Here is a 19,666-nt window from a genome sequence, read left to right as displayed (position 1 = left end):
GTATAAAAGAAAAAGGATAGGGGTAGAACAATGAAATATATATCATTTGCGATTCCGTGTTACAATTCGGAAGCTTATATGGCACAGGCAATCGAATCCATTCTTCCGGGAGGCGAAGATGTTGAAATTCTCATTGTAAATGATGGGTCAAAAGATCGCACAGCTGAGATTGGTAAAGAATATGAAGAAAAGTATCCGGGAATCGTTAAGCTTATTAATAAAGAAAACGGTGGACATGGGGATGCTGTAAATGCCGGATTATCACATGCAAGCGGAAAATATTTTAAAGTGGTAGACAGTGATGACTGGGTAGATCGGATTTCTTTGATGAAAATTCTGAATGTACTCAAAAATTTTGAAGAAGAAGAGCAGGAAGTAGACATGCTCATTGCAAACTATGTATATGAGAAAGTTGGAATGGAGCATAAAAAAGTAATCCGTTATGACAATGTACTTCCGGAAAATCAGATTTTAAAATGGGATGAGATTGGACAATTCCGTATCGGACAGTATATTTTGATGCATTCCGTTATTTATCGTACAGATATGTTGAAGCTTTGTCAGTTGACTTTGCCAAAGCATACATTTTATGTAGACAATATTTATGTATATTACCCACTTCCACATGTACGGACATTGTATTATATGAATGTAGATTTCTACCGTTATTTTATTGGAAGAGAAGATCAGTCTGTCAATGAGAAGGTAATGATCAGTAGGATAGACCAGCAGATTTTCGTGACAAAGACGATGATCGATATGTACGAGCTGCGCAGGATCCAGAGTAAAAAACTAAGAAAGTACATGTTGAATTATCTTGCAATCATGATGACAGTATCTTCAATTTTATGTATTCGTTCTAAGAAAAAAGAAAATCTGGAGAAGAAGAAAGAACTCTGGCAGTATTTAAAGCAAAAGGATTATGGAGCATTTATGAAGATACGGTATGGAATTTTGGGACAGACAATGAATCTGCCGGGACGCTCAGGAAGAAAAGTATCTTCAATGGCATATGTTGTGGCCAGAAGATTGATTGGGTTTAACTAAGACAGTAGTGATAATGTCTAAAAAGTATTTGGGTCAAACTTTTTATTAAATAGTTTATGGGAAGATTTACTGCAAAAAAGCAATAAAAATTGTTTGACTTTTTCAAAAACAAACCATATAATTACAATCAAACGAGTAGCAAACTAGCGTAAATCCAGTTTTTGTTACTCGTTTTTTATTTTATATCAGATGGGAGATGACTCCCACCATACAGCAAGAATGTTGAGACATTCTTAAATATATTTGCAAAAAGAAGTGTGTAGCTTATCAGCGTAAGTCCAACTTATATGATAAGTGCACATTTTTTTTGTGCAGAAAAAAGGAGGAATTATTATAAAATGGCGGAGAGTAACAAGATGAAGGATATGCCGGTGAATAAGCTGATGATCCAGATGGGAATCCCGATGATCTTATCCATGGCATTGCAGGCGGTCTATAATATTGTAGACAGTGCTTTTGTTGGAAACATGAGAGTGGGGAGTGAATCAGCATTAAATGCACTGACATTAGTATTTCCGGTTCAGATGCTTATGGTTGCAATAGGAATCGGAACGGGAGTGGGAACAAATGCACTTCTCGCAAGAACACTTGGACAGGGAAATCATAAAAAAGCTGCAAAAGTTGCAGGAAACAGTCTGTTTCTTGGAGTAATTATTTATGTGATCTGCTTGTTATTTGGTATATTTGGCGTGAAAGCGTATATTTCTTCACAGACAGTCGATGCAGAAGTTCTTGCGATGGGAATCAGTTATTTAAGAATATGCTGCGTGATTTCATTTGGAATTATTTTCTTTTCATTATTTGAAAAATTACTGCAGGCTACAGGACGCTCTCTTTATTCTACAATTGGTCAGGTAGTAGGAGCGGTTGTAAACATTGTTCTGGATCCGATTATGATTTATGGAATTGGCCCGGTTCCGGAAATGGGAGTAAAAGGTGCTGCATATGCGACCGTAATTGGTCAGGTAGCATCTGCTGTATTGTTGTTTATTTTTCATATAAAATTAAATAAAGAATTTGGTCATGGAATAAAAAACATGAAGCCTGAACTGGCAATTATAAAGGAAATATATGCAATTGGACTTCCGGCTATCATAGCCCAGGCGTTGATGTCTATTATGGTATATGTAATGAATCTTATTTTGAAATTTAATCCATCAGCACAGACGGCATATGGACTGTTTTATAAGGTTCAGCAGTTCGTGTTATTCCTGGCTTTTGGACTGAGAGATGCGATTACACCGATAATAGCTTTTGCTTATGGAATGCGCAGCAAAAAGAGAATTCAAGACGGAATGAAATACGGGCTCTTGTACACCATTGTACTTATGATTTTGGGTGTAGCTATTACAGAAATTTTTCCAAATGCATTTGCAACTCTATTCAACGCCGGACAGTCAAGAGAGTATTTTATTGGTGCGATGAGAATTATATCAATCAGTTTTATATTTGCAGGAATCAATGTAGCATATCAGGGAATTTATCAGGCATTGGATGGTGGTATGGAATCGCTGATAATTTCACTTTTAAGACAGCTTGTTATTATATTGCCGCTTGCGGGTGTATTTTCTATGATTGTTCGAAATGGACAGGTCGGAATCTTGCTGATCTGGTGGGCATTTCCAATAACAGAGATTATAGCATGTGCCGTAGGGGATGTATTTTTGAAGAAGATCAGGAAAACGAAAGTAAATGTTTTAAATTAAGGGAGACATGATAATGCAAAGAAGAATTATTACGATTAGTAGAGAATTTGGAAGTGGTGGTCGCTTTATCGGGGAGGAAGTAGCAAAGAAACTTGGAATTGCATATTACGATAAAAACATCATCAGTCAGATTGCAGAGGAGTCCGGCTTATCACCGGAATATATTCAGGAAAGTGCAGAGTTATCACCGAAGAAAGGTTTATTTGCATATGCGTTTGCAGGACGTGACATTACAGGAAAATCGATAGAGGATATCGTGTATGAGGCACAGAGGAAGGTTATTTTAGAACTGGCAGAGAAAGAATCTTGTGTGATAGTCGGAAGAAATGCAGATTTTATACTGCAAGATAGAGACGATGTACTTAATGTGTTTATTCATGGTAATATGCCGGAAAAAACACAGCGGATCAGCCGTTTATACAATGTAAGTGAACAGGAAGCAGTAAAAATGATGGCAGATGTGGATAAAAGACGTATGATAAATTATAACTTCTATACGGAACAGAGATGGGGAAAGGCAAGTAACTATACACTGTGTCTGAACAGCTCACAGCTTGGATATGAGAGGTGTGAGGAAATCATTATGGAATGTGTGGAAGAATAAAATAGAAGGTAATAGAAAATCAATGGGAGTAGTTCATTATGGCGAGCCAAAAACTTGAGAATCTGTTAAACCTTGCATTAGATGCGACTGCATCAGAACGAGAAAATTCTTTGAATCTGGATGTTGGATATGAGCCAATTGACAAAGAATGGACATTGATCGTGCAATATACAGGCAGTCTGGCTAAAGTTCGTGAACTTGCTGAAAGTGTTGTTGAATTACAAAATGGATATGCAATCATAACAATAAAAGAATCGTTGATAGAAAGACTAACACAGATTATAGAAGTGAATTATGTTGAAAAACCAAAACGATTGTTTTTTCAAGTGGCGAATGGAAGACGAGTATCCTGCATCCAGGCGGTGCAGAGTACTCGTCTTTCTTTGTATGGACAGGGCGTGCTGATAGCTGTGATAGATTCAGGAATTGATTATGCGAATCCGGATTTTCAAAATGCGGATGGAACTACAAGGATACGTGCGTTGTGGGATCAGTCATTGATTCCAAGGGAGGGAGAAAGACCGCCGGATGGATATACAATCGGAGTGGAATATACCAGAGAACAGATTGACGATGCCCTAAACCAACAAAATGTTATAAACAGACAGTCAATTGTGGCAACACAGGATATATCAGGACATGGAACAGCAGTGGCCGGTATTGCCGCGGGAAATGGAAGAGCAAGTGGCGGGGCATTAGCCGGTGTGGCCCCGGAGAGTGAGCTGATTGTTGTGAAGATGAGGAGTGCAAGTGAAGATGGATTTCCCAGAACGACCGAATTAATGCAGGGCGTAGATTACGCAGTACGAAAAGCGATTGAATATCAAATGCCGGTTGCTATTAACATTAGCTTTGGAAATACTTATGGCTCTCATGATGGAACATCCCTGCTAGAGAGGTTTTTAGATGAGATATCAAATGTCTGGAAGACAGTGATTTGTGTTGGGGCAGGAAATGAGGGGACGACAGCAGGACATACTGAGGGAAAAATGACAGAAAACAGAGAAGAAGAAATACAACTGGGAGTTCAGATAAGAGAACGGACGATGAATGTACAGATATGGAAATCTTATGTAGATGAAATAGAGATATCATTGGTCAATCCATCAGGGGTGAGTGTCGGACCTATTTCATCAATCTTAGGGACCCAACGTTTTGAGGTTGGAAATACGGAAATTTTATTATATTATGGAGAACCCAATCCTTATAGTGTGCGACAGGAAATCTATTTTGATTTTTTGCCAAAGCAAACATATATAGATGCAGGGGTGTGGCGGATTATCCTGGCACCAAAGAAAATTGTATCAGGAGAATATCAGATGTGGCTGCCAAGTCAGAGTACATTGAATATAGGAACAGCTTTTTTATTTCCAAATAGCTCAGATACTATTACAATTCCATCTACTGCAGAGAGAGTGATAACAGTAGGAGCATATGATGCGTTGACATTCACATATGCAGATTTTTCCGGTCGAGGGGCGTTGGAGCGACGGGAAGGAACAGCGGCATTTAAACCTGATTTAGTGGCACCGGGAGTTAAGGTGACGACTGTGAGAGCAGGAGGTGGATATGAAGAAGTATCAGGGACCTCATTTGCGACTCCGTTTGTGACAGGAAGCGCAGCCCTGCTGATGGAATGGGGAATTGTAAAAGGCAATGATCCGTATTTGTATGGAGAGAAAGTGAAGGCATATTTAAGGAAAGGAGCAAGGGAGCTGCCGGGATTTCGGGAGTATCCGAATAATCAGGTGGGGTATGGGCGGTTGTGCCTGGAAAGTAGTTTGTCAAAACTGTAACGGAGTGGAAAAGAAGAAGTTTCACTTGCGAATGCAAGAATGATTGATAAGATTTTAAAAGAAATAGAGTATTAAATCAGACTTGCTTCTTGAAAAAAATGTGCTAGAATAAGAGATAGATAAATATTTGATACCAGAGATTTGAGCAAGGTAGATGAAACGACAGGCAGTCGTTTTATTTGCCTTGCTTTTTTTGTGTGATAAAGGAGAGAAATGAATATGTTTGATGTTGTTATTATTGGTGCGGGAGTGACAGGAAGTGCAATTGCGCGTGAAATTTCCAGATATAAATTAAAAGCGTGTGTAATTGAAAAGGAAGAGGATGTCTGCAATGAAACATCCAAAGCAAACAGTGCGATCATTCATGCTGGATTTGATGCAGTACCGGGAACAGAAAAAGCAAAACTAAATGTAATAGGAAATTCCATGATGGATCAAATCGCAGAAGAATTGGATATTCCATTTAAAAGAAACGGTTCGTTGGTTGTGTGTACGAAAGAGCAAGACCCGGAAGGACTTCAAATATTAATGGAAAGAGGAAAGAAAAATGGTGTTCCAGATCTTCAAATTTTAAATAGAGAAGAATTGCTGAAAAAAGAGCCAAATTTGGCAGATGATGTAACAAGTGCATTGTGGGCTCCGACAGGAGGCATTGTCTGTCCATTTCATATGACGATGGGATATGCGGAAAATGCATATGAGAATGGTGTTCAATTCTTTTTGAATACAAAAGTAGAAAAGCTGGAAAAGACAGAAGCAGGATTTGCAATTCAGGTTCATCATATTGATAATGGTGGTGATGAGATGATTGAGACAAGGATTGTTGTCAATGCTGCCGGAGTTTATGCAGATGAAATCAATAATCAGCTTTCAGACAGAAAACTTCATATTACTGCACGTAAAGGTGAGTACATGCTTTTGGATAAGACGGTCGGAGATTATGTAAAGAGTACGATTTTCCAGCTTCCATCGAAGATGGGAAAAGGGGTACTTGTTACACCGACAGTTCACGGCAATTTACTTGTGGGTCCTACAGCAGTAAATGTCGAAGATAAAGATGCTGTAAATACTACGATGGATGGATTGGATCAGATTGCAAAAGTTTCTTCTCGCAGTGTTAAGAATGTTCCATTTCGTCAAGTGATTACGTCTTTTGCAGGGCTTCGTGCACACGAAGATGACGATGATTTTATTATTGGTGAAGCACCGGATGTACAAGGACTAATCAATGCAGCAGGTATTGAATCGCCAGGACTTTCTTCAGCACCGGCAATCGGTGTTGCAGTTGCAGAGCTTGTGAGTGATATTTTGAATGCAGAAGAAAAGCTTGATTTTAATCCAATTAGACATGGAATATTAGACCCGGATACGCTTTCTTTGGAAGAAAGAAATCAGTTAATTAAAGAAAATCCGGCTTATGGAAATATTATTTGCCGATGTGAGATGATCACAGAAGGAGAAATTCTGGATGCAATTCACCGTCCGCTAGGTGCGCGTTCTTTGGATGGAGTGAAACGTCGGACAAGAGCCGGTATGGGACGCTGTCAATCTGGATTCTGTTCTCCGAAGGTTATGGAGATTCTGAAAAAAGAAGTTCCAATGTCAATTGATAAGATTGGAAAGAATGGTGTTGGCTCAGAATTTATATTAGGTGAAAATAAAGAACTGGAGGATGAATAAAATGAAAGCATATGATTTAATCATAATCGGCGGTGGTCCGGCAGGTCTTGCGGCAGCAGTTGCAGCAAAAGATAATGGGATAGATAGTATATTGATTTTAGAAAGAGATAAGAGCCTTGGTGGTATTTTACAGCAGTGCATTCATAATGGGTTTGGATTGCATACATTTAAGGAAGAATTGACAGGTCCGGAATATGCAGCTCGTTTTATTGAGCAAGTAGAAGGGCGTGGTATTGAGTATAAATTAAATACAATGGTCATGGATATTTCGCAGGAAAAAGTAGTAACAGTTACAAATCGAGAGGACGGAATTTTGCTTTTGCAGGCAAAGGCAATTATCCTGGCAATGGGATGTCGTGAGCGTTCCAGAGGAGCATTGAATATTCCGGGATATCGTCCGGCCGGAATTTATTCTGCGGGAACTGCTCAGCATCTTGTGAATATGGAAGGACTTATGCCGGGAAAAGAAGTGGTCATTTTAGGATCGGGTGACATTGGGCTGATTATGGCAAGACGAATGACGCTGGAAGGTGCGAAGGTCAAGGTGGTTGCAGAGCTAATGCCTTATTCCGGCGGATTGAAGAGAAATATTGTACAGTGTCTTGATGATTTCGATATTCCATTGAAGTTAAGTCATACAGTTATTGATATCGAAGGAAAAAATCGCGTGGAAGCTGTCACGATTGCGCAAGTAGGACCGGACCGCAAACCAATTCCGGGAACAGAAGAAAGATATACTTGTGATACATTGCTTCTTTCTTGCGGACTTTTGCCGGAAAATGAACTGTCAAAAAGTGCAGGTGTTGAGCTTTCGCAGATTACTTCAGGTCCTATTGTAAATGATTCACTGGAAACCAGTGTGGATGGTATATTTGCTTGTGGAAATGTATTGCATGTGCATGATTTGGTAGATTTCGTATCGCAGGAAGCTTCGGCAGCAGGGAAAAATGCGGCCGCTTATATAAAAGCAGGAGAAAAGGATGTGCAGGCGCCAATGCTTTCAATCAATCCAGAAGGTGGAGTACGCTATACAGTCCCATCTTTTGTGAGACCTTCTGAAATGGAAGAAAATTTGACAGTTCGATTTCGTGTTGGAGATGTGTTTAAAAATAAAGTGGTTGCGGTATATTTCAACGAACAACTCATAATGAAGAAAAAACGCCAGGTAATGGCACCCGGAGAAATGGAACAGGTGATATTAAAGAAAAAGAAACTGGAAGAATACCCAGAAACAAAGAAAATCACCATTCGGATTGAGGAGGCATAAGAAATGAAAAGAAAAGAGTTAATTTGTATCGGATGCCCAATGGGATGTCCGATTGTTGTAGAAATGGAAGATGGGAAAGTTTTGTCTGTCACGGGAAATACATGTCCGCGCGGAGAGTCCTATGCAAGGAAAGAGGTAACGAATCCAACTCGTATTGTAACTACTACAGTCCGGGTTGACGGAGGAAAAGTACCGATGATCAATGTGAAAACAGAACAAGATATACCGAAGGATAAAATTTTTGAGTGCATTGCTGCACTTCGTGGAGTGACAATGAAAGCTCCGGTTCATATAGGAGATATTATTTTGGAAAATGTAGCAGATACAGGAGTCAATATCGTTGCTGCCGGAAATGTGGAGTATAATGAAGCATAAACCTAGACGAATACAAAGCTGGTAACGTATAATAAAAGATAATTCTATTGAACAGGTATGATTCAAAGTCAAATGAGGAGTAATATATGGATTATAAATTTTTAAATGCGTTAGAAGCATCGCCGGTGATCACTGCAGTGAAGGATGACGAAGGTGTAGATGCCTGCCTCAAAAGTGAAAGCCAGGTTGTATTTATTTTGTATGGAGATATATGTACAATTTCTGAAATTGTTTCCAAAGTGAAGAAAGCAGGAAAACTGGCTGTGGTACATTTGGATTTGATACATGGTTTGGCTTCTAAAAACATTGCGGCAGATTTTATCCGAAAATATACAGAGGCAGATGGTGTTATTTCTACAAAACCAACAATTATACATAGAGCAAGGGAATTAGGATTGCTTACAGTGCTGAGAGTATTTCTGATAGATTCTATGGCGTGTGAAAATCTAAAAACTCAGGTAAATGCAGCAAAACCGGATGTTGTAGAAGTGCTGCCTGGAATGATGCCGAAAGTGATAGAAAATATTTGTCCCATATTGTCAGTGCCGGTAATTGCCGGTGGGATGATCCGGGAAAAAGAAGACGTGATGGCGCTTCTTAAAGCGGGAGTGATAAGTGTTTCATCTACAGATTCAGATATCTGGTTTGAATAATAAAATTGAAATAAAGATATTAAATGTGCCGAAGGAGTTGAATTAGAAAAGAAGAGAAAGGTATCTCAGTCGAAAACTTTTCGACTGAGATAAAGCCATATTGCATGTACCAGGTATATTCCAGATGGAACAAAAGCAAGAAGAAACAAATATGTATACCTTGCTGAAGTTAGTGCTGGTAATACTATTAAATGAAGCGCAAGATAAAGGCAGGATATAGTAGCAACCAGATTGCATAAAACAAACCTCCATCCTAATAAGCCGAATATGGAAGCAGAAAGAACAAAAATGAGTGTAATCGTATCAATCGAAATCGGTAAATGAATGGATGAATATTTTGCAGAAAATAATGCTAAAATTCCGTAAATTAAAAGTGCAAGGTTAAAAATTTCCATTAAACGGAAAGGGATGCTATAGAAACGGTTAGTAGGACAATTACTCCATAAATCTACATCCAGTTTTTCGGCCAATTCAATTGCAGATTTTGTAAATGTTATATTGGTCATAACAATTACTTTGTCACAATCATAAAAGTTTGCTCCTGCATAAGCCTCCTGGATTGCTTTATTACCAACGGGGTAAGTGTAATATTTACACTGTATGCCATATTTTTTTCCGTGTTTATATGCGATAATGTCAATCCCTTGATCACAAGAGCTTTTTGTTACTTCGATTTTCTTAAAATGTTTCTTTTTTAAAATTGTGGCACATTGAGATTCAAATTTATAGCCATCCATATGTAAGTTTCTCCTATAAGTTATTTCAAGAATGCCTCTGCATTCTTGCTGCGAGATGCGCGTCATGCAATGCATGACATACTTCTTCTGCGCATCTCTGCGATCCTGCCGGAGGCTACATCAGATGGGGATTGACTCCCACCACTGATACTGATTTGTTATTCGCCACCTACAGAGGTGGGAGTCATCTCACATCTGATATATTATATGATGTTTAGTTGTTCATCTGTATAAATTAAAAATTTTGAATTATCATATAGAAAGAGGATAACATATTTTGGATGATAGAACAAGTGTTCTAGCGCACGCTTTGTGACTATTTAGAATGGAGAGGGACAGTAAAGGTGTATTTTTATATCAATTGTTGTAAGAATTGACAATAGAAATGTAGTTTTAACGTAGTGTAAAAATTAATGTAAAAAAATGTAAAAATATGGTTGACAACATAGAAAAGTATGTGTTATTATAACTGAGCTGTCGCAAACAAGACATCGAGAGAATGAACTTGAAGCGATAAAGCAAAAAATAAAATTAAAAAAGTTGTTGACAAACAGCGAAAGATGTGATAATCTAAATAAGCTGTCGCAAACGACAACAAAACAAAGAACATTGATAACTAAACAATAGACAACAGATCCTTGAAAATTTCTTTAAGAGAAACATTTTTAAGAATGGTTTATAACAAACCAAAACAACAGTAAAAGGATAGATTAGCTAGAGTTAATCTTGACTAGAACAAACACTTTTAACGAGAGTTTGATCCTGGCTCAGGATGAACGCTGGCGGCGTGCTTAACACATGCAAGTCGAGCGAAGCACTTTACTTGGATTTCTTCGGAATGACGAGTATTGTGACTGAGCGGCGGACGGGTGAGTAACGCGTGGGTAACCTGCCTCATACAGGGGGATAACAGTTAGAAATGACTGCTAATACCGCATAAGACCACAGCACCGCATGGTGCAGGGGTAAAAACTCCGGTGGTATGAGATGGACCCGCGTCTGATTAGCTGGTTGGTGGGGTAACGGCCTACCAAGGCGACGATCAGTAGCCGGCCTGAGAGGGCGACCGGCCACATTGGGACTGAGACACGGCCCAAACTCCTACGGGAGGCAGCAGTGGGGAATATTGCACAATGGGGGAAACCCTGATGCAGCGACGCCGCGTGAAGGAAGAAGTATTTCGGTATGTAAACTTCTATCAGCAGGGAAGAAAATGACGGTACCTGACTAAGAAGCCCCGGCTAACTACGTGCCAGCAGCCGCGGTAATACGTAGGGGGCAAGCGTTATCCGGATTTACTGGGTGTAAAGGGAGCGTAGACGGAGAGGCAAGTCTGATGTGAAAACCCGGGGCTCAACCCCGGGACTGCATTGGAAACTGTTTTTCTAGAGTGTCGGAGAGGTAAGCGGAATTCCTAGTGTAGCGGTGAAATGCGTAGATATTAGGAGGAACACCAGTGGCGAAGGCGGCTTACTGGACGATGACTGACGTTGAGGCTCGAAAGCGTGGGGAGCAAACAGGATTAGATACCCTGGTAGTCCACGCCGTAAACGATGACTACTAGGTGTCGGGTGGCAAAGCCATTCGGTGCCGCAGCAAACGCAATAAGTAGTCCACCTGGGGAGTACGTTCGCAAGAATGAAACTCAAAGGAATTGACGGGGACCCGCACAAGCGGTGGAGCATGTGGTTTAATTCGAAGCAACGCGAAGAACCTTACCTGCTCTTGACATCCCGGTGACCGCTCCGTAATGGGAGCTTTTCTTCGGAACACCGGAGACAGGTGGTGCATGGTTGTCGTCAGCTCGTGTCGTGAGATGTTGGGTTAAGTCCCGCAACGAGCGCAACCCCTATCTTCAGTAGCCAGCGGTTTGGCCGGGCACTCTGGAGAGACTGCCAGGGATAACCTGGAGGAAGGTGGGGATGACGTCAAATCATCATGCCCCTTATGAGCAGGGCTACACACGTGCTACAATGGCGTAAACAAAGGGAGGCAAACTCGCGAGGGTAAGCAAATCCCAAAAATAACGTCTCAGTTCGGATTGTAGTCTGCAACTCGACTACATGAAGCTGGAATCGCTAGTAATCGCGAATCAGAATGTCGCGGTGAATACGTTCCCGGGTCTTGTACACACCGCCCGTCACACCATGGGAGTCAGTAACGCCCGAAGTCAGTGACCCAACCGTAAGGAGGGAGCTGCCGAAGGTGGGACCGATAACTGGGGTGAAGTCGTAACAAGGTAGCCGTATCGGAAGGTGCGGCTGGATCACCTCCTTTCTAAGGAAGAAAAAAGTAAAGCATCGTTGTCTATTGTTTAGTTATCAAGAAACAACTTGATAATGAAGCCTTTTGGTGGCGATGCGTTTAGGGGTAACACCCGTTCCCATCCCGAACACGATGGTTAAGACCTAAACGGCCGATGGTACTGCACTGGAGACGGTGTGGGAGAGTAGGTGGCCGCCAAATCCTATGGGCTTATAGCTCAGCTGGTTAGAGCGCACGCCTGATAAGCGTGAGGTCGGTGGTTCGAGTCCACTTAAGCCCATACAATTTAAGGAAGCCTTCCGGATAGAGGAGGAAAGGCCCACTTAAGCCCATACAATTTAAAATAAGAATTACATATGGGGGATTAGCTCAGTTGGGAGAGCGCCTGCCTTGCAAGCAGGAGGTCACGAGTTCGAATCTCGTATTCTCCACTTGATTCCAGAAGGAATCAAAAGTGTACCTTGAAAATTGCATACAAAGAAATATAGATGATAAGATTAAAAAATATCTAATCAAGACATCCGAGGTAATGTTAACAAACATTAACTAAAGTCTGAAGAAAACAGACTTAAAAGAAATTGACCTATTACCAACGCATACACGCTAGTATGTGTCGATGAGAAACCAACCCGTGTTTCTTGTCTGTTGGTTATGCTGATAAGAGCGTATGGTGGATGCCTTGGCACTAAGAGCCGATGAAAGACGTGATAAGCTGCGAAAAGCTTCGGGGAGGAGCAAATATCCATTGATCCGGAGATTTCTGAATGGGGAAACCTACTTGAGCAAACCTCAAGTATCCTAACGCCAATCCATAACGTTAGGAAGGGAACCCGGTGAACTGAAACATCTAAGTAGCCGGAGGAAGAGAAAACAACATGTGATTCTGTGAGTAGCGGCGAGCGAAAGCGGAAGAGCCCAAACCGGAGTGCGTGCACTCCGGGGTTCGGACCGCATAATTGATTCAATGAGTCTAGCAGAATGGTTTTGGGAAAGCCAGCCAGAGAGGGTGAAAGCCCCGTAAGCGAAAGACGAGTTGACATGGCGGTATCCAGAGTACCACGAGACACGAGAAACCTTGTGGGAATGAGCGGGGACCACCCCGTAAGGCTAAATACTTCTTAGTGACCGATAGCGCATAGTACTGTGAAGGAAAGGTGAAAAGGACCCCGGGAGGGGAGTGAAAGAGAACCTGAAACCATATGTTTACAAGCTGTGGAACATCTTTATATGATGAACCGCGTACTTTTTGTAGAACGGTCCGGCGAGTTACGCTGGCTGGCGAGGTTAAGCACTGAAGGTGTGGAGCCGAAGGGAAACCAAGTCTGAATAGGGCGTGAAGTCAGTCAGAGTAGACCCGAAACCGGGTGATCTATCCATGTCCAGGTTGAAGTTGCCGTAAAAGGCAATGGAGGACCGAACCCACATCCGTTGAAAAGGGTGGGGATGAGGTGTGGATAGGGGAGAAATTCCAATCGAACCCGGAGATAGCTGGTTCTCCTCGAAATAGCTTTAGGGCTAGCCTCATACGAGTCTTGCGGAGGTAGAGCACTGAATTCTTAAGGGGGCGTCAAAGCTTACTAAGAGATATCAAACTCCGAATGCCGCGTAGATGATGTATGGGAGTCAGACTGCACGAGATAAGTTGGGTAGTCAAAAGGGAAAGAGCCCAGACCTACAGCTAAGGTCCCAAAATGTGTGTTAAGTGGAAAAGGATGTGGGATTTCGAAGACAACTAGGATGTTGGCTCAGAAGCAGCCATCCATTAAAAGAGTGCGTAATAGCTCACTAGTCGAGAGGTCCTGCGCCGAAAATGTCCGGGGCTGAAACACACTACCGAAGCTTAGGAATTAACGAATGTTAATTGGTAGAGGAGCATTCTTAAAGAGACGAAGCTGTACCGAAAGGAGCAGTGGATTTTTAAGAAGAGAGAATGCCGGAATGAGTAGCGAGAGGAAGGTGAGAATCCTTCCGGCCGAATATCTAAGGTTTCCAGCGTAAAGCTGATCTGCGCTGGGTAAGTCGGGGCCTAAGGCGAGGTCGAAAGACGTAGTCGATGGATAACAGGTTGAAATTCCTGTACTATGATATAACAGAACTGTGGGGACGCAGGGAGAGAGCGCGAGCCGGGAACGGAAAGCCCGGCGCAAGCGAGGTACCGGTCTGTCAGGAAAATCCGGCAGGCAACGGGAAGACGTGATGCGGACCGAAAAAGAGTAGGGAAGAGCGTGAGCTAACTGCCAAGAAAAGCCGCTATTGTTTATATCATACCCGTACCGTAAACCGACACAGGTGGATGAGGAGAGAATCCTAAGGCCGACGGGAGAAGCATTGTTAAGGAACTCGGCAAAATGACTCCGTAACTTCGGGAGAAGGAGTGCCATGCGAATGGCCGCAGAGAATTGGCCCAAGCAACTGTTTAGCAAAAACACAGGTCTATGCAAAACCGAAAGGTGAGGTATATGGGCTGACGCCTGCCCGGTGCTGGAAGGTTAAGGGGAGAGGTTAGCGCAAGCGAAGCTTTGAACTTAAGCCCCAGTAAACGGCGGCCGTAACTATAACGGTCCTAAGGTAGCGAAATTCCTTGTCGGGTAAGTTCCGACCCGCACGAAAGGCGTAATGATTTGGGCACTGTCTCAACAATGCACCCGGTGAAATTGAAATACCAGTGAAGATGCTGGTTACCTGCGCCAGGACGGAAAGACCCCATGGAGCTTTACTCCAGCTTGATACTGGGATTCGATATTGCATGTACAGGATAGGTGGGAGACTAGGAGACGGTAACGCCAGTTGCCGTGGAGTCGATGTTGGGATACCACCCTTGCAGTATTGGGTTTCTAACCAGCAGCCGTGATCCGGCTGGGGGACAATGTCAGGTGGGGAGTTTGACTGGGGCGGTCGCCTCCGAAAGGGTATCGGAGGCGCTCAAAGGTTCCCTCAGAATGGTTGGAAACCATTCGAAGAGTGCAAAGGCAGAAGGGAGCTTGACTGCGACACCGACGGGTGGAGCAGGTACGAAAGTAGGACTTAGTGATCCGGTGGTATAAAGTGGGATTGCCATCGCTCAACGGATAAAAGCTACCCTGGGGATAACAGGCTTATCACTCCCAAGAGTTCACATCGACGGAGTGGTTTGGCACCTCGATGTCGGCTCATCGCATCCTGGGGCTGAAGTAGGTCCCAAGGGTTGGGCTGTTCGCCCATTAAAGCGGTACGCGAGCTGGGTTCAGAACGTCGTGAGACAGTTCGGTCCCTATCCGGCGTGGGCGTAGGATATTTGAGAGGAGCTGTCCTTAGTACGAGAGGACCGGGATGGACTGGCCGCTGGTGTACCTGTTGCATCGCCAGATGCATGGCAGGGTAGCCAAGCCGGGAAGGGATAAACGCTGAAGGCATCTAAGCGTGAAGCCCCCCTCAAGATAAGATATCCCATAACGTCAAGTTAGTAAGACCCCTTGAAGACGACGAGGTAGATAGGGCAGAGGTGGAAGTGTGGTAACACATGGAGCTGACTGTTACTAATAGGTCGAGGGCATAACCAGAACAGGTGATAGGAGAACAAGATGGATGAAAAAAACTTTGTATGCAGTTTTGAAGGTATACTTCAATAAAGGTAATCCTCGATAGCTCAGCGGTAGAGCATTCGGCTGTTAACCGAAGGGTCGTTGGTTCGAACCCAACTCGGGGAGCTTAAAAAGAATCCATAGCTGTATTTTAACTATGGCTTTTTTTATGAAAGATGATTATCATAAGAAAAGTGAATTTTTTTAAAGAAATCACTTGCAAAAACAAAAAGATTATGGTAATATTTATTTCGGTCGCTGATAGAAGTGAAAAAAAGAATTTGGCTCCATGGTCAAGCGGTTAAGACATCGCCCTTTCACGGCGGTAACACGGGTTCGATTCCCGTTGGAGTCATTTGCACAAAGTGCAATTGAATAAAAGGTATATTTGTTCAAAGTATAGGCAATATGCCGATGTGGCTCAATTGGCAGAGCAGCTGATTTGTAATCAGCAGGTTATCGGTTCGAGTCCGATCATCGGCTTTGTTCCTGAAAGGGACATATAATGGACCTTTAGCTCAGCTGGTTAGAGCAATCGGCTCATAACCGATCGGTCCTGGGTTCGAGTCCCCGAAGGTCCATTTAATTTAATAAGGCCCAGTGGCTCAGTTGGTTAGAGCGCCGCCCTGTCACGGCGGAGGTCGAGAGTTCGAGTCTCTTCTGGGTCGTTATGTGGGATCTTAGCTCAGCTGGGAGAGCATCTGCCTTACAAGCAGAGGGTCACAGGTTCGAGCCCTGTAGGTCCCATGTATATAGTGCGCGCGTGTGGCGGAATAGGCAGACGCAAGGGACTTAAAATCCCTCGGGAGCGATCCCGTGCCGGTTCAAGTCCGGCCACGCGCATTATATTAGAAGACTTAAGCTAATGCTTAAGTCTTTTTATATTTTATAAGACATTAGATTAAATATTACAGGAGGATAATGTCATGAGAAGAATGGAATTTACTATGGATAGACCAGGATTGGTTGAGATTGGACAAGAAGTAAATGTAATTGAAGGAAAATTACCTAGTTCATATTATTATACAATCGAACATGCAATTGCAATGAGCGGTAATTATCGAAGTTATGAAAGATTAAAAACACGTCATGGCAAAGTGGTAGATATCCAAATGGGATTGGAAGCAAACAGTGTTATTTTAGAATTTGATGAGTAAAAAGTTATAGTGAAGAATAAAAAGATTTCATAATATTTTAGACGAAAAATAGATGAAAAAATTGAAGAAATTGAGTTGACAAAGTTTATTTGAATGCTATAATGAGGGTCAGAAGATAACACGATGACGAGACGAGTAGAATGTGGAACGTTTCAGAGAGAGATGAATATGCTGGAATCATCTTAACGGGAATCATTTGAAGACTACCTCCGAGTGGCCCTAATCCGGTCCGGTGATTCCGTTATAATCATGAATGAAGTGGTTTTAGATAACAATGTAATTGTTATCATCTTGAAAACAAAAAGGGTGGAACCGCGGATATAAAAGTAATCAGACTTTATCCGTCCCTTGCATGTAAGTGCAGGGACAGATAAAGTTTTTTCTATTTTTAAGGAAAAAGTTTTTATAATATGTAAAATCCCTGTATTAAATGCTTGAAGTGAATATCAAAACAGGAGGTAGAATGATGATTATTACATTAAAAGATGGATCAAAAAAAGAGTATTCAGAAGCAAAAACAGTAATTGATGTTGCATACGATATTAGCGAAGGTCTTGCACGAGCAGCATGTGCCGGAGAAGTAGATGGTGAAGTTGTAGACCTTAGAACAGTTTTGGATAAAGACTGTGAACTTAATATTCTTACAGCAAGAGATGAGAAAGGTTTAGCTGCACTTCGCCATACAGCATCACATATAATGGCAGAGGCTGTACAGAACCTTTATCCAAATGCAAAAGTTGCAATTGGACCATCAATTGATACAGGATTCTATTATGATTTTGAATGTCAGTCATTTACAAGAGATGATTTGGATGCAATTGAAAAAGAAATGAAGAAAATCATCAAAAAAGGTGCTAAGATTGAAAGATTTACAAAATCAAGAGAAGAAGCAATCGCATTTTTCAAGGAGAAAAATGAACCTTATAAAGTTGAGTTGATTGAAGATCTTCCAGAAGATGCTGAAATTTCTTTCTATTCACAGGGAGATTGGGTAGATCTTTGTGCAGGACCTCATTTGATGAGTACAAAAGGTGTGAAAGCATTTAAATTGTTATCATCTTCAGGAGCTTACTGGAGAGGTGATGAGAAGAAAGCAATGCTGACACGTATTTATGGTACAGCTTACGCTACAAAAGACGAACTCAAAGAGCATTTAACACAATTAGAGGAAGCAAAAAAACGTGATCATAATAAACTCGGACGCGAGATGAAATTATTTACAACAGTAGATGTAATCGGTCAGGGACTTCCGCTTATTATGCCAAATGGTGTGATCATTATGCAGGAGTTACAGCGTTGGATCGAAGATGAAGAAAGCAGACGTGGATATGTTCGTACTAAGACACCATTGATGGCTAAGAACGACCTCTACAAGATTTCAGGACACTGGGATCACTATAAAGATGGAATGTTCGTATTAGGTGATGAAGAGAAAGATAAAGAAGTATTTGCCCTTCGTCCAATGACATGCCCATTCCAGTATTATGTATACAAAGCAGAACAGCACAGCTATCGTGATCTGCCATTGCGTTACGGCGAGACATCTACATTATTCCGTAATGAAGATTCTGGAGAGATGCATGGTCTGACTCGTGTTCGTCAGTTTACAATTTCAGAGGGACATTTGGTTGTAAGACCTGACCAGATGGTAAAAGAGTTCAAGGATTGTATCGCATTAGCTCAGTACTGTCTGCAGGTACTTGGCGTAGAAGAAGATGTAACATATCATCTTTCAAAATGGGATCCTTCAAATAAAGAAAAATACATTGGTGAACCAGAAGTTTGGGAAGAAACAGAAGGTCATATTCGTACAATGCTTCAGGAACTCAATATTCCATTTGTAGAAGATGTCGGAGAGGCAGCATTCTATGGACCAAAGGTAGATATTAATGCAAAGAATGTATACGGAAAAGAAGATACAATGATCACAATCCAGTGGGATGCATTACTTGCAGAACAGTTTGATATGTATTATATTGATGAAAATGGTGAGAAGAAACGTCCATGCATCATTCATCGTACATCTATCGGATGTTATGAAAGAACACTGGCATGGCTGATTGAGAAATATGCAGGTATGTTCCCTACATGGTTATGTCCGGAACAGGTTCGTGTAATTCCTATTTCAGATAAATATCATGAGTATGCAGCCAAAGTTGAAGCAGAACTCAAAGCAAATAACATCCGTTGCTCTGTTGATCAGCGTTCAGAAAAGATGGGATATAAGATTCGCGAAGCTCGTCTGAACAGAGTTCCATACATGTTGATTGTTGGAGCAAAAGAAGAGGAAGAGCAGAAAGTTTCTGTAAGAAGTAGATATCTCGGAGATGAAGGCTCGAAAGATTTGAATGTATTTATCGATGCAATCAAAGATGAGATTCAGAAAAAGACAATTCGTAAGATTGAAGTAGAGGACTAAGTTGCTATTTAGTTCACTGGGCGGCAATACGTTCCTTACAAAAAATTGATATAAGAATTCTTGCTCAGATTCCATGAGCGGGAGACACATAAGAGCGTAAATTTTTGCTAAAAGCAAATGAATTTGAACTCAAACTTGCTGCTACGCAGCTTCAAACACGTTCGTTCAAATTCATTAACACAAAAATTTACGCTCTAAGTGTCTCCAACGCTTACTCCATATTTGCTCGAATTTCTTATATCAATTTTTTGGTAAGTAATGTATTGGCTTAGGCAGTGAAGTAAATAGAACGTAAAGGATATTGGGAAAGATATCTGAGAGAATGGATTTTGGAGATTTGAAGATGCAAAATTTCGGTGGGGAGTATCTGCAAAGCATAGAAAGAGCAAGCTAGGATGCA

At 41.6% G+C, this 19,666-nt stretch carries 11 protein-coding genes, 9 tRNA genes and 3 rRNA genes; 22 read left to right on the top strand and 1 reads right to left on the bottom strand.

The genetic code is table 11. The features are described 5' to 3' along the window. Positions 1–30: 30 nt before the first annotated feature. From H8S40_RS11990 to H8S40_RS11955, 8 genes are all read left to right on the top strand, one after another. Complete coding sequence (locus H8S40_RS11990; protein ID WP_186865303.1) at positions 31–1,047, top strand: glycosyltransferase family 2 protein; 1,017 nt, start codon at positions 31–33, stop codon at positions 1,045–1,047. 338 nt (positions 1,048–1,385) lie between these two features. After that, positions 1,386–2,753 carry an MATE family efflux transporter gene (locus H8S40_RS11985; RefSeq protein ID WP_186865302.1) on the top strand — a complete coding sequence of 456 codons (1,368 nt, stop codon included), beginning with the start codon at positions 1,386–1,388 and terminating at the stop codon, positions 2,751–2,753. A gap of 13 nt (positions 2,754–2,766) precedes the next feature. Further along, positions 2,767–3,357 (top strand): cytidylate kinase-like family protein, encoded by a 591-nt coding sequence (locus H8S40_RS11980; protein ID WP_186865301.1) that lies wholly within the window; start codon positions 2,767–2,769, stop codon positions 3,355–3,357. A gap of 38 nt (positions 3,358–3,395) precedes the next feature. Further along, positions 3,396–5,153: a S8 family peptidase gene (locus H8S40_RS11975; protein WP_186865300.1), complete on the top strand. Its 1,758-nt coding sequence runs from the start codon at positions 3,396–3,398 to the stop codon at positions 5,151–5,153. 219 nt (positions 5,154–5,372) lie between these two features. Beyond that, positions 5,373–6,833, top strand: coding sequence for an NAD(P)/FAD-dependent oxidoreductase (locus H8S40_RS11970; RefSeq protein WP_186865299.1), 1,461 nt, complete (start codon positions 5,373–5,375; stop codon positions 6,831–6,833). A 1-nt stretch (position 6,834) separates the two neighbouring features. Further along, the gene (locus tag H8S40_RS11965; RefSeq protein ID WP_186865298.1) at positions 6,835–8,100 is read left to right on the top strand and encodes an NAD(P)/FAD-dependent oxidoreductase; all 1,266 of its coding nucleotides are present in this window, start codon (positions 6,835–6,837) and stop codon (positions 8,098–8,100) included. A gap of 3 nt (positions 8,101–8,103) precedes the next feature. Beyond that, positions 8,104–8,475: a DUF1667 domain-containing protein gene (locus H8S40_RS11960; protein ID WP_186865297.1), complete on the top strand. Its 372-nt coding sequence runs from the start codon at positions 8,104–8,106 to the stop codon at positions 8,473–8,475. Between the two features lie 86 nt (positions 8,476–8,561). Further along, entirely contained in the window at positions 8,562–9,128 is a 567-nt protein-coding gene (locus H8S40_RS11955; protein WP_118737914.1) for a glycerol-3-phosphate responsive antiterminator, read from the top strand. Positions 9,129–9,193: 65 nt separating this feature from the next. Here the strand turns inward: H8S40_RS11955 and H8S40_RS11950 are convergent, their stop codons facing one another. Continuing rightward, entirely contained in the window at positions 9,194–9,865 is a 672-nt protein-coding gene (locus H8S40_RS11950; protein WP_118725323.1) for a restriction endonuclease, read from the bottom strand. Between the two features lie 744 nt (positions 9,866–10,609). Here H8S40_RS11950 and H8S40_RS11945 point away from each other — a divergent pair. The 14 genes from H8S40_RS11945 to thrS all read left to right on the top strand — a co-directional run bounded on the left by H8S40_RS11945 (position 10,610) and on the right by thrS (position 19,266). Then, positions 10,610–12,142, top strand: a 16S ribosomal RNA gene (locus tag H8S40_RS11945). Positions 12,143–12,213: 71 nt separating this feature from the next. Further along, positions 12,214–12,331: ribosomal RNA gene (rrf, locus tag H8S40_RS11940) — 5S ribosomal RNA — on the top strand. Between the two features lie 5 nt (positions 12,332–12,336). Next, positions 12,337–12,410, top strand: a tRNA-Ile gene (locus tag H8S40_RS11935). 78 nt (positions 12,411–12,488) lie between these two features. Further along, positions 12,489–12,561 (top strand) — tRNA-Ala (locus H8S40_RS11930). Positions 12,562–12,777: 216 nt separating this feature from the next. Next, a 23S ribosomal RNA gene (locus H8S40_RS11925) occupies positions 12,778–15,669 on the top strand. The 16S, 23S and 5S rRNA genes sit together here with 9 tRNA genes alongside, the layout of an rRNA operon. A gap of 75 nt (positions 15,670–15,744) precedes the next feature. Then, positions 15,745–15,816, top strand: a tRNA-Asn gene (locus H8S40_RS11920). 157 nt (positions 15,817–15,973) lie between these two features. Further along, positions 15,974–16,045 (top strand) — tRNA-Glu (locus H8S40_RS11915). Positions 16,046–16,100: 55 nt separating this feature from the next. Continuing rightward, positions 16,101–16,173: transfer RNA gene (locus H8S40_RS11910), tRNA-Thr, on the top strand. A 24-nt stretch (positions 16,174–16,197) separates the two neighbouring features. After that, positions 16,198–16,271 (top strand) — tRNA-Ile (locus tag H8S40_RS11905). A 13-nt stretch (positions 16,272–16,284) separates the two neighbouring features. Next, positions 16,285–16,358: transfer RNA gene (locus H8S40_RS11900), tRNA-Asp, on the top strand. A gap of 6 nt (positions 16,359–16,364) precedes the next feature. Beyond that, positions 16,365–16,437: transfer RNA gene (locus tag H8S40_RS11895), tRNA-Val, on the top strand. Between the two features lie 12 nt (positions 16,438–16,449). After that, a tRNA-Leu gene (locus tag H8S40_RS11890) sits at positions 16,450–16,533 on the top strand. 83 nt (positions 16,534–16,616) lie between these two features. Next, the gene (locus tag H8S40_RS11885; RefSeq protein WP_022075835.1) at positions 16,617–16,847 is read left to right on the top strand and encodes a hypothetical protein; all 231 of its coding nucleotides are present in this window, start codon (positions 16,617–16,619) and stop codon (positions 16,845–16,847) included. 463 nt (positions 16,848–17,310) lie between these two features. Beyond that, entirely contained in the window at positions 17,311–19,266 is a 1,956-nt protein-coding gene (gene thrS / locus H8S40_RS11880; protein ID WP_366482513.1) for a threonine--tRNA ligase, read from the top strand. Positions 19,267–19,666: the final 400 nt, after the last annotated feature.

It is taken from the genome of Ruminococcus hominis, assembly GCF_014287355.1.
GTDB classification, from domain to species: domain Bacteria; phylum Bacillota; class Clostridia; order Lachnospirales; family Lachnospiraceae; genus Schaedlerella; species Schaedlerella hominis.
Note: the sequence above shows the minus strand (reverse complement) of the source record. Positions and strands in the feature narration are given on the sequence as shown.

Coding starts and splice junctions, on each gene's coding strand:
- H8S40_RS11990 (WP_186865303.1), top strand. CDS start 31: ATGAAATATATATCATTTGCGATTCCGTGTTACAATTCGGAAGCTTAT.
- H8S40_RS11985 (WP_186865302.1), top strand. CDS start 1,386: ATGGCGGAGAGTAACAAGATGAAGGATATGCCGGTGAATAAGCTGATG.
- H8S40_RS11980 (WP_186865301.1), top strand. CDS start 2,767: ATGCAAAGAAGAATTATTACGATTAGTAGAGAATTTGGAAGTGGTGGT.
- H8S40_RS11975 (WP_186865300.1), top strand. CDS start 3,396: ATGGCGAGCCAAAAACTTGAGAATCTGTTAAACCTTGCATTAGATGCG.
- H8S40_RS11970 (WP_186865299.1), top strand. CDS start 5,373: ATGTTTGATGTTGTTATTATTGGTGCGGGAGTGACAGGAAGTGCAATT.
- H8S40_RS11965 (WP_186865298.1), top strand. CDS start 6,835: ATGAAAGCATATGATTTAATCATAATCGGCGGTGGTCCGGCAGGTCTT.
- H8S40_RS11960 (WP_186865297.1), top strand. CDS start 8,104: ATGAAAAGAAAAGAGTTAATTTGTATCGGATGCCCAATGGGATGTCCG.
- H8S40_RS11955 (WP_118737914.1), top strand. CDS start 8,562: ATGGATTATAAATTTTTAAATGCGTTAGAAGCATCGCCGGTGATCACT.
- H8S40_RS11950 (WP_118725323.1), bottom strand. CDS start 9,865: ATGGATGGCTATAAATTTGAATCTCAATGTGCCACAATTTTAAAAAAG.
- H8S40_RS11885 (WP_022075835.1), top strand. CDS start 16,617: ATGAGAAGAATGGAATTTACTATGGATAGACCAGGATTGGTTGAGATT.
- thrS (WP_366482513.1), top strand. CDS start 17,311: ATGATGATTATTACATTAAAAGATGGATCAAAAAAAGAGTATTCAGAA.